Annotated in this window: 9 protein-coding genes and 1 pseudogene; 3 read left to right on the top strand and 7 right to left on the bottom strand. The window is 35.2% G+C overall.

Annotated elements, in window-relative coordinates; genetic code table 11:
* The coding region (locus M3183_RS26255; RefSeq protein WP_251474913.1) for an IS3 family transposase at positions 1 to 143 on the top strand (143 nt) is incomplete at its 5' end.
* A gap of 61 nt (positions 144 to 204) precedes the next feature.
* Here the strand turns inward: M3183_RS26255 and M3183_RS26250 are convergent.
* A complete protein-coding gene (locus M3183_RS26250; RefSeq protein ID WP_251474910.1) occupies positions 205 to 1,185 on the bottom strand; it encodes an aldo/keto reductase in 981 nt (326 codons plus the stop codon).
* A 699-nt stretch (positions 1,186 to 1,884) separates the two neighbouring features.
* Between M3183_RS26250 and M3183_RS26245 the strand changes: the two are divergent.
* Positions 1,885 to 2,804: pseudogene (locus M3183_RS26245) on the top strand (CPBP family intramembrane glutamic endopeptidase).
* Positions 2,805 to 3,380: 576 nt separating this feature from the next.
* On the opposite strand, the gene M3183_RS26240 reads toward M3183_RS26245, so the two are convergent.
* From M3183_RS26240 to M3183_RS26230, 3 genes are all read right to left on the bottom strand, one after another.
* Complete coding sequence (locus M3183_RS26240) at positions 3,381 to 3,857, bottom strand: PAS domain-containing protein (protein WP_251474906.1); 477 nt, start codon at positions 3,855 to 3,857, stop codon at positions 3,381 to 3,383.
* Positions 3,858 to 4,425: 568 nt separating this feature from the next.
* The gene (locus M3183_RS26235; RefSeq protein ID WP_251474904.1) at positions 4,426 to 4,599 is read right to left on the bottom strand and encodes a hypothetical protein; all 174 of its coding nucleotides are present in this window, start codon (positions 4,597 to 4,599) and stop codon (positions 4,426 to 4,428) included.
* Between the two features lie 223 nt (positions 4,600 to 4,822).
* Positions 4,823 to 5,956, bottom strand: coding sequence for a DNA/RNA non-specific endonuclease (locus M3183_RS26230; protein WP_251474902.1), 1,134 nt, complete (start codon positions 5,954 to 5,956; stop codon positions 4,823 to 4,825).
* A 1,077-nt stretch (positions 5,957 to 7,033) separates the two neighbouring features.
* Here M3183_RS26230 and M3183_RS26225 point away from each other — a divergent pair.
* Entirely contained in the window at positions 7,034 to 7,306 is a 273-nt protein-coding gene (locus tag M3183_RS26225; protein WP_251474900.1) for a stage V sporulation protein S, read from the top strand.
* A gap of 236 nt (positions 7,307 to 7,542) precedes the next feature.
* Here M3183_RS26225 and M3183_RS26220 read toward each other — a convergent pair whose 3' ends face one another.
* The 3 genes from M3183_RS26220 to M3183_RS27530 all read right to left on the bottom strand — a co-directional run bounded on the left by M3183_RS26220 (position 7,543) and on the right by M3183_RS27530 (position 8,392).
* Positions 7,543 to 7,752, bottom strand: coding sequence for a hypothetical protein (locus M3183_RS26220; protein WP_251474898.1), 210 nt, complete (start codon positions 7,750 to 7,752; stop codon positions 7,543 to 7,545).
* A gap of 140 nt (positions 7,753 to 7,892) precedes the next feature.
* The gene (locus tag M3183_RS26215; protein ID WP_251474896.1) at positions 7,893 to 8,078 is read right to left on the bottom strand and encodes a hypothetical protein; all 186 of its coding nucleotides are present in this window, start codon (positions 8,076 to 8,078) and stop codon (positions 7,893 to 7,895) included.
* Between the two features lie 221 nt (positions 8,079 to 8,299).
* Positions 8,300 to 8,392: an IS3 family transposase gene (locus M3183_RS27530; protein WP_396953765.1), complete on the bottom strand. Its 93-nt coding sequence runs from the start codon at positions 8,390 to 8,392 to the stop codon at positions 8,300 to 8,302.
* Positions 8,393 to 8,394: the final 2 nt, after the last annotated feature.

The raw sequence follows: 8,394 nt of genomic DNA, 5'->3' as shown, positions 1-8,394 counted from the left end.
ACATTAAAGCATGTAAAACATTTGAGGAGCTTAAAAAAGAAATTGACAGGTATATCCGCCACTATAACCATACTAGATATCAATGGAATCTAAAAAAGATGACTCCTGTACAGTACAGGAATCATCTTTTACAGGTAGCCTAGGCCTTTTTTTAAAATGTCCTTTACAAGGGGTACACTTTAGGATTGAATGGCTTCTTTTATGTTATTTAAACCCTAAAACCGGGTGGGGAACATAAGGTTCTTCCAAAAAGGAAACTTCTTGGGCGGTTAATTTAGTCGACAATGCCGCAACTGCATCGTCGAGATGGGATAATTTCGTAGCACCAACAATCGGGGCGGTAACTGTTTCTTTTTGCAATACCCAGGCAAGGGCGATTTGTGCCCGCGGAACGCCACGCTTTTCGGCCATCTCCGCCACTCGTTCCACTACTTTACGGTCTGCTTCCGTTGTAGCATCATAGAGATTTTTGCCAAATTCATCCGTTTCCGAACGATAAGTCGTTTCATCCCAATTACGTGTTAGTTTTCCTCTTGCCATCGGACTCCAAGGGATGACGCCTATTTTCTCCTCTTTGCATAAAGGCAGCATTTCACGTTCTTCTTCACGATACAAGAGGTTTAAGTGATTTTGCATGGAAACGAATCTTGTCCAGCCGTTCTTTTCAGCGATATGCAACGCTTTAAGAAACTGCCAGGAATACATAGATGATGCACCGATATAACGAGCCTTCCCTGCCTTTACCACATCATGAAGAGCTTCCATTGTTTCTTCTATTGGTGTCTGGTAATCCCACCGATGAATCTGGTAGAGATCCACGTAATCGGTTCCGAGTCTTTTTAAACTGTTGTCAATTTCGGCCATAATCGCTTTTCGCGACAGCCCAGCTCCGTTTGGCCCTTTATGCATACGGCCATGAACCTTTGTCGCGATGACCACTTCATCTCTATTTGCAAAATCCTTTAATGCTCGTCCGACAAATTCTTCACTTGTACCATCTGAATAGACATTCGCTGTATCAAAGAAGTTAATCCCATATTCTAATGCTTTTTTAATCACTAATCGGCTTTCTTCTTCATTTAACACCCATTGATGATTACCGCGTTCCGGCACGCCGAAGCTCATACAACCTAAGCAAATACGGGAAACATCCATTCCTGTATTTCCTAGCTTTACATAATCCATGTATATCCCTCTCTTCTCTCAAAATATTTAATATTTAGGCTCTTTTCGTATAAAAATGGTGTTATTGGAATAAAAATGTACCGTTCCTTTCCGCGGCAGGTGCTTGCTTTCCGCGGGGAAGAATTAAAGCCTCCTTGACGCTTTGCGTCTGTGGGGTATCGACTTTTCTTCTACATATATCCCGCAGGAGTCAAGCACCTTTTCGCTCCAATCCACTCTGCACATTCCATATTTGTTAAAAGCAACATCTATTAGAAAGAGCCAATATTTATTATCTATATTTCATTTCGAGATTAATCCCGAATTCCCTTTTCAATAAACCCACCCATTTATAAAATTTCCCCATTAACTTTTGTTGAACACTATACAATTATTAATAAACCGAAAGATTGATAAGTGTATTTAAACAATCGGGCAGATTTACTTTTTAGGGATTGCTGGCGGAGTGCAAAAGGACCTTCATTTCCGTTGCCTTTGGCCATTCCATCTCTAAAAGTATTTCTACTAAATTTCCATCAATGATCGCTGCCTCAGTTCTTTTTTCTTGTTAAGTCATAGCAGTCTAGTTTAAGGACAGTTTTTCACAAAGCAAAGCTAAGGATTTATTTTGAAAAAAATAGTTAAAAAGTAATATTTTTGAAAGGGTTTTAAAGCTCCATAAAGAATTAATACATATTTAGGTCTTTTATCATAGAAAGGATGGTTTTATTGAAAGCATTAGAACCCAAAAATGAAACATCACGTCTAAAGAAATTTCTAGTATCTCATCCGTTAACCTCATACTTTATCATGGCCTTTTTATTTTCTTGGATCTGCTTAATTCCTTTTATCCTTGGGCAATGGGGTATCTTGCCGAAATCACAAAATTTCACTATTTTCCATATTGCAAATGTTTTCGTTGGTCCGATGCTATCAGCTTATATTATGACTCGGACGCTTGAAGGAAAAGAGGCTTGGAAAAGTATCCGAAAAAGCATACGCCAAGTAAGAATCGGCTTGAAATGGTACATATTCGCTCTTTTAGTCATTCCTGCTGTCATGTATATTGGAATGGTGATAGTAAATAGCGGACTCCCAGAATTCAAGGATCTTTCATCAAAGTTTTTTGCCACATACCCTATTTATTTGTGATTGTTTTCTTTGGAGGCGGACCGTTCCCTGAAGAAATCGGATGGAGGGGTTTTGCGCTGCCAAGGATGCAAAAAAGGTTTGGTCCACTAAGAGCAACTTTGCTTCTGGGACTACTATGGGCGTGCTGGCATTTACCGCAATTTCTAACCAGCGCCCAGCATGGCGGTCCGGGCACTCATTTTAACACCTTTGCAGCCAATTTTCCCATCTTTACTGTAGGCTGCATAGCGATATCGATTATTCTGACCTGGATCTATAACAAAAAGCAAGGAAATCTGTTTAGTGTGATGCTTGTTCATACAAGTATAAATACGTTTAGTATGATACAACCATATGCCGCAAATCCTTCTTTGAAGGAGATGGATATATCATTCACGATTGGATTTGTTTTTGTGGCTCTAATTGTTCTCATCTCCACTCGTGGGAAGCTCGGATATGATAAATATTCTTATACTGTACCTGCTCAAAATATAAATATCAGAAATTAGCATTTATTTATAGTTCTTGATTATAAAGCAGAATGTATAGAAAAAATAGGAAAATATAAATTTAATTTATAGGAATTAAACCAAAGTAGTGATGCCTAAATGTATCCATGTGGAAATTATCAAATTTCACAGACCCAGTTCGAGTACCATCTATCGGGTGTTTTTGCTGAAGATTGGATTGCTGCGGCAATCCTTTTTCAATTTAATGAAAGGGGCAGGGACGTTAAGTGGCTTCCTTCAAAATTAAAATAATTATAATATTGTAAAATTAAATATCTTTTTTAGAGAAAAACCGCATAGAATAAAAAGGTGTTTTTCCAGTACACGGAACGAACGCTGTAATTTATTATTTTTGCATTGACAGCATGGTATTGGAAAATTAGCTTTCCATCTTTAATAGGGGACTAAACTGTAAAAAACTTTAGTGAGCTATTATACCTACGAGTGTGTTAATCATTCTGCTTGTGTTTAAGCATAAGACTACCAAAACTTGATAAGTCTATAATAAAGAAAAACACATTGAATTACCAATCAATGTGTTTCTGCTGCTTCTCAAATGAGAAAGATATTTTTTTATTATTCAGGCTTAATAGCTATAAATTCGTCAATCGTTTCAGGGGTATTTTTCCCTTCTTTTCCTTTGAAAAGGTCGATATTAACGGTCACATCCATACAGCCAAGGTATTTTCCATTTTCATCACGTACTGCCATGAATTTTTGGTAAATTTGACCAGATTCACCGGAACGTTTTGGGAACCAAAATTCCCATTCGTCGCGTGTTCCTGCACGGAAGTCATTCAACAATTTTTCAACGTAGTGAGCCACTTTTGGGTGAAGCTCAAGCACAGGCCGGCCAATCGCTTCTTTACGGCGACCATGCACGCGGTTTGGATTATCCGAATACCAGCGGAAAATATCATTAGCATCGCAAAAGCCCATTTCAAATGGCAAAAGTTTGATGATTGAATCCAAAGTGCTTGCTTTAATCGCACCAGTTTCAAAATTAATCACAGCCTCAGGACTAATTAAATCCGACAATTTTTCTTCAGTCATATATAAATCTCCTTTATGAGAATATAATAATATAAATATTTATGAGCAAAAAAACGCCCACTAGTATTATAATCTTTTTATTACTATTAGCAAGTTCATAGATTACTTTTGCAAGATTTCTACAGATTTCAAGGGTGTGTCAACTGGTTTAAATTTGTTGGCTTGGTGCATTATTGTGTCTTGTTCTCATTCAAACATCGTACCATAAGCACACCACGATTGAAGAGATGACCGAATGTACCTCGACCTATGATTTTGATCAGTTATTAAAAGCTTTCAATGTTTCACCAAATGAGCTGGTGTCCGGAGAAGAAAAATCTGAAGGTAAAACAATAACCCAACTTATCAAAAAGCTACCGTCAAAGTTATAGGTCAAAGATTGTTGTTCGCTAAATAATAGTTGTCAATTAATGTGTCAAATAATCAGTTAATTAGTTATGCTTCTGACCGCTGAGGAAAAATTACTTTATACATAAAAAACAGTTTCGCTTTAAGGAAACTGTTTTACGGAATGCTTTTAAAGTCTTATGTCATTAAGGTTCCTCTGTAGTCGAAATGAAATTTCGTTTTAAAAATTGAAATTTTGAAAAAGTGAAATGGTCAGAACTAATGTTAGCAAGGAACCAGCAGATGTTAAAGTAATTATTTTACGGTTACTTTGATTTTTTTCAGGTTTTAAAAACTCTTGAATTGCAACAAACCATATAATAAAAGTTATTAAGGAAATAATCCCCATAGACATATTAGCATCTCCTTTCTTATATTTATTTAATTTGAATTTTCAACATATCTAATCAACAAACTTTCCCGACGAAGATACTTAAATAAAATGCACTTTCGTGTGTTAAATTGAAACAACCTCTTATTCTGTATGACTGACCTTTACCTGAATGGACCTTTTATTTAGATATTAACATAAAAACCCACAATGCTTTGTTAAACCACAATATTTTAGAAAACAGGCTTTATTTTACAATTAACTGCTTTTTGATTGTTTGTCCATTGACGTTGATAATTACATCATAAGTTCCGGGTTTTGTTCTCGTACCAACTTCCCAAGTCCAACTAATGTTACCGTTACTGTCAGAAGTTTTAGGTTCTAAACCTTCCGCATGACTAGGACCAGATGCATAATCTACTTCAATTGTACCTTGTACATTAGGTTTTGTTTTTACTGTCACTGTCGATTTATCGCCAGGATTCACAGTTAATGTACTTGCTGAAATACTTGCAGTGTTAGAATTAGAACTATTGGTATTTTTATTGGCTGCAGCAGCAGATTGTACCGTTGAGGAACCATCAACGTAATTAATGGTTACACCCTGTTCCACATTAAATATATAAACATTAAATTCTAAGTTATTATCTTCTATACTTTTCCCTTGCATGTGAACGCCTCTAGCCACCAGTTCATTCCCTCTAAATACGGGCTCTACTTGGTAACGGACATGATGGTTGGTTGTTTTTAAATAAGAGGCAACTTTGTTTTCATAATCAAGCATATCGGGATCGTTTAGACTTCTAGTTCCTGTCATTAAATTTTTAATATTGTTATTTTGTCCTGTCAGTTGAAAACCGATAAGGTGGCAACGATTATAAAGCCATTCAGTTTCTCCATTAACAGTAACTTTTTTATTCTTCCAACCGGTAGGATCCACATGAAGCGGCTCTCTTTCTTCTGTAGGCATAAGAGATTTGGATAACATTGCGTTTGCTGCACCTACACGATTCAAAGAATCTAAATTCGAAAATAATTGCCAGCTTCCTTTCGATAAACTCAAATCGTTTTTAGAAAAAGTCACATGATTATTATTTAATTCAATAACCTGTTTTCCCTTAAATTCTAAGTTTGCAAGTGTTTTATACTGAGTTTGAGCGGAACTACTATTTGTAGAACTGTTATTTGTCGTACTTTTAGGATTAGAATTCGAACTTTTACTAGAACTTTGTGTATTATCTGATTTAACACTTGTTGGAGTATCCGCCTTCTGGTCAGCTGGTTTTGATTGGGTACTCACATTACTACAAGCACTAACGGTTGAAAACATAAGTGCAAATAATAAAGCAAATGATATTTTTCTCAATTTAAAAGATTTCATAATTATTCTCCTTATATAAGATATTACCCACCTTTCATATTACATCAAGTTATCGCTGCGGAGGACTTTTTCTTCTTCACAAAACGGGCAGTTTAAGTGGAAACCTTCACATTCTTTAACTTCATCAGTTAATAAAAGTTTTTAGCGATGGCTAGCTAGCTTTTGACAATTAAAATGGGGTTGCCTCGGCGACCTCTTTTTCTGCCTAGGCATTTACAACAACAAAATTTTTTGGAAAACAGAAGGAAACAAAATGTTACTTTGCAAATGTCCACAGCGATAGTTACAACAATTAGCATACAGCAAAAGGCGTAAGGAGATAATAATCGGAAAAATAAACCATTCAGGAAAGAGCTTAAAAAATGATATGGGCTATATTACAATATTTATATCAATTATTGCAGTGTTCTTCTCTCCTATATATCTAAGTGAAATTGAGATTTATTCTTCCGCTTTTTTCGCCTTTTATCTACAAGTTCTCACAGGCATGTATTTGGACTTGAAACTTAATTGTTTGGATATTTTACGCAAGAAGTGAATTGGAAAACACTCCCATTCATGATTATAGTGTATAGTTCCGTAGTTTTCTTTTTTTTAATTTCTTTCCATTTGGGAAGGGGATAAAAAACCAAACCATTAATATCCTAGCATGGTCGCTGTTTGCAGTGTTATGAGAAAATCGCCTATTAACGGAACTTTTCTATTATAATGATTGGGAATTGTGGTACTTCGCTATTATTTATACTTTTCTTTTTATTAAATTGATCATAAATCTAAAAATAATCCGAAGATTTATCCGTCATATAGAGATTAGGATTAGGAGATAATGTTTTATCTTCTTCTCTCCCATTTAAAAATCCTTTTACTTATTCAACTATATGAGGGCATCACTTGAAGTTCCAGCTTCCATAATAGGCGGCTTTTTTTATTGTACCGGTTCTGGATAAGACAAAAAGTATCAAAGGAATACCATCAATAGTTCTGTATGATTTAAATTTGAATATTATTAAAGATACGTTAATTACATTCTTTCCAGTGATCATATCAAGCGATTAAATAACAGGAGGTAAAATTTATATGGATAATGTATTAAAAGTATCATCAAAATCAAATCCGAATTCAGTTGCAGGAGCAATTGCGGGCGTCTTAAGCGAAAGAGGAAATACAGAGATTCAAGCTATTGGAGCTGGTGCTTTAAATCAAGCGATTAAAGCCATTGCGATTGCAAGAGGATTCGTAGCTCCTAGCGGTGTTAATCTGGTGTTTGTTCCTGCATTTACAGATGTTTTAATCAATAATGAAAATAGAACAGCAATCAAATTAATTGTAGGTCCTAGAAAAAAAAGATAGATTTGCGTTGAGACAATCAATAAAAGAATTATTTAAAAACATTCCCCTAATGCTATAAGCTTGTAGTACAAACGGGGCAGGTTAATTTAAAAAAATAGATGCCAGGGGGGTTATTGGCTCAGTGGGTTATGAAGGTTCACAATTTCTAAATCTCATAAAAATTTTATGAGCATCCTGGCTTACTGTATAACTTGAAGAACCCTATGGTGATTCACCCCAATAAAAAATGCATCCGATTATTCGGATGCATACTTAATTATTCCATGTAAATAAACTGAGTATTCTCTCTGTACATATTCTCTTAATTTAATTTTTTTTTCTTCCTCCAATATTCTAACCATTTCTTGAATCTTTTTTTCATTTTCTTTTGTAGTAGGAATCTCTAATGAAAACAAATTACCTCGACTACTATTTAATAATTTTTTTAATAACTCAACTTTATTCATTGGATAATCCCCTTTATTTATTATATTCGGCATAAAGGCGACTTTTTCCTTGGAACATCTTATATTGTTTCAAGTTTTACCCTCTTTCCACTAAAAAAATTTGATTACAGGTACTATGACAAGGAATGGGGCAGATTTTTTTAATAGCTTTTTTTATAACTGCCTTTTACCAATCTAATCATATCACGCCCTGACATCTTACCTGTTTCATGATAACCTTCTTCATCACGCAAACTCAAGTTCCAGCTGCTATCGTTATCTTCATTTAACCTATATAACTTATTGGTAAAAATATTTGTATAAAAATCTCCATTTCTTAGCCTCATACTATCCCCCTCTCCAATGTATATAAACTGTATTATGCCCAAGATATTGACCTGGAGCCATTAGAAATATACAGTCTAAAAATCCTGGATATACAGGGGAAAGAAGTGAAAATTAAAGGTAGGGACAGAGCATGGATAGTTTTGTAAAGTAAGAAGTGTGGGCAATGGAAATTTCCCTTATTGAGATAATGATCTGACCCCATAAAGTTGGACAAAAAATATTATGCTGATTGCCCGGTGGTTAGAAGCCTGTATTGTACAGGGCTTTTACCACCGTTTTTTTCTTTTATTCGATAATTGTTATAGTAACTTATCC

The organism is Neobacillus mesonae (assembly GCF_023715155.1).
GTDB lineage: Bacteria > Bacillota > Bacilli > Bacillales > Cytobacillaceae > Neobacillus > Neobacillus mesonae_A.
Note: the sequence above shows the minus strand (reverse complement) of the source record. Positions and strands in the feature narration are given on the sequence as shown.

Coding starts and splice junctions, on each gene's coding strand:
- M3183_RS26240 (WP_251474906.1), bottom strand. CDS start 3,857: ATGACTGAAGAAAAATTGTCGGATTTAATTAGTCCTGAGGCTGTGATT.
- M3183_RS26230 (WP_251474902.1), bottom strand. CDS start 5,956: ATGAAATCTTTTAAATTGAGAAAAATATCATTTGCTTTATTATTTGCA.
- M3183_RS26220 (WP_251474898.1), bottom strand. CDS start 7,752: ATGAATAAAGTTGAGTTATTAAAAAAATTATTAAATAGTAGTCGAGGT.
- M3183_RS26250 (WP_251474910.1), bottom strand. CDS start 1,185: ATGGATTATGTAAAGCTAGGAAATACAGGAATGGATGTTTCCCGTATT.
- M3183_RS26215 (WP_251474896.1), bottom strand. CDS start 8,078: ATGAGGCTAAGAAATGGAGATTTTTATACAAATATTTTTACCAATAAG.
- M3183_RS26225 (WP_251474900.1), top strand. CDS start 7,034: ATGGATAATGTATTAAAAGTATCATCAAAATCAAATCCGAATTCAGTT.
- M3183_RS26235 (WP_251474904.1), bottom strand. CDS start 4,599: ATGTCTATGGGGATTATTTCCTTAATAACTTTTATTATATGGTTTGTT.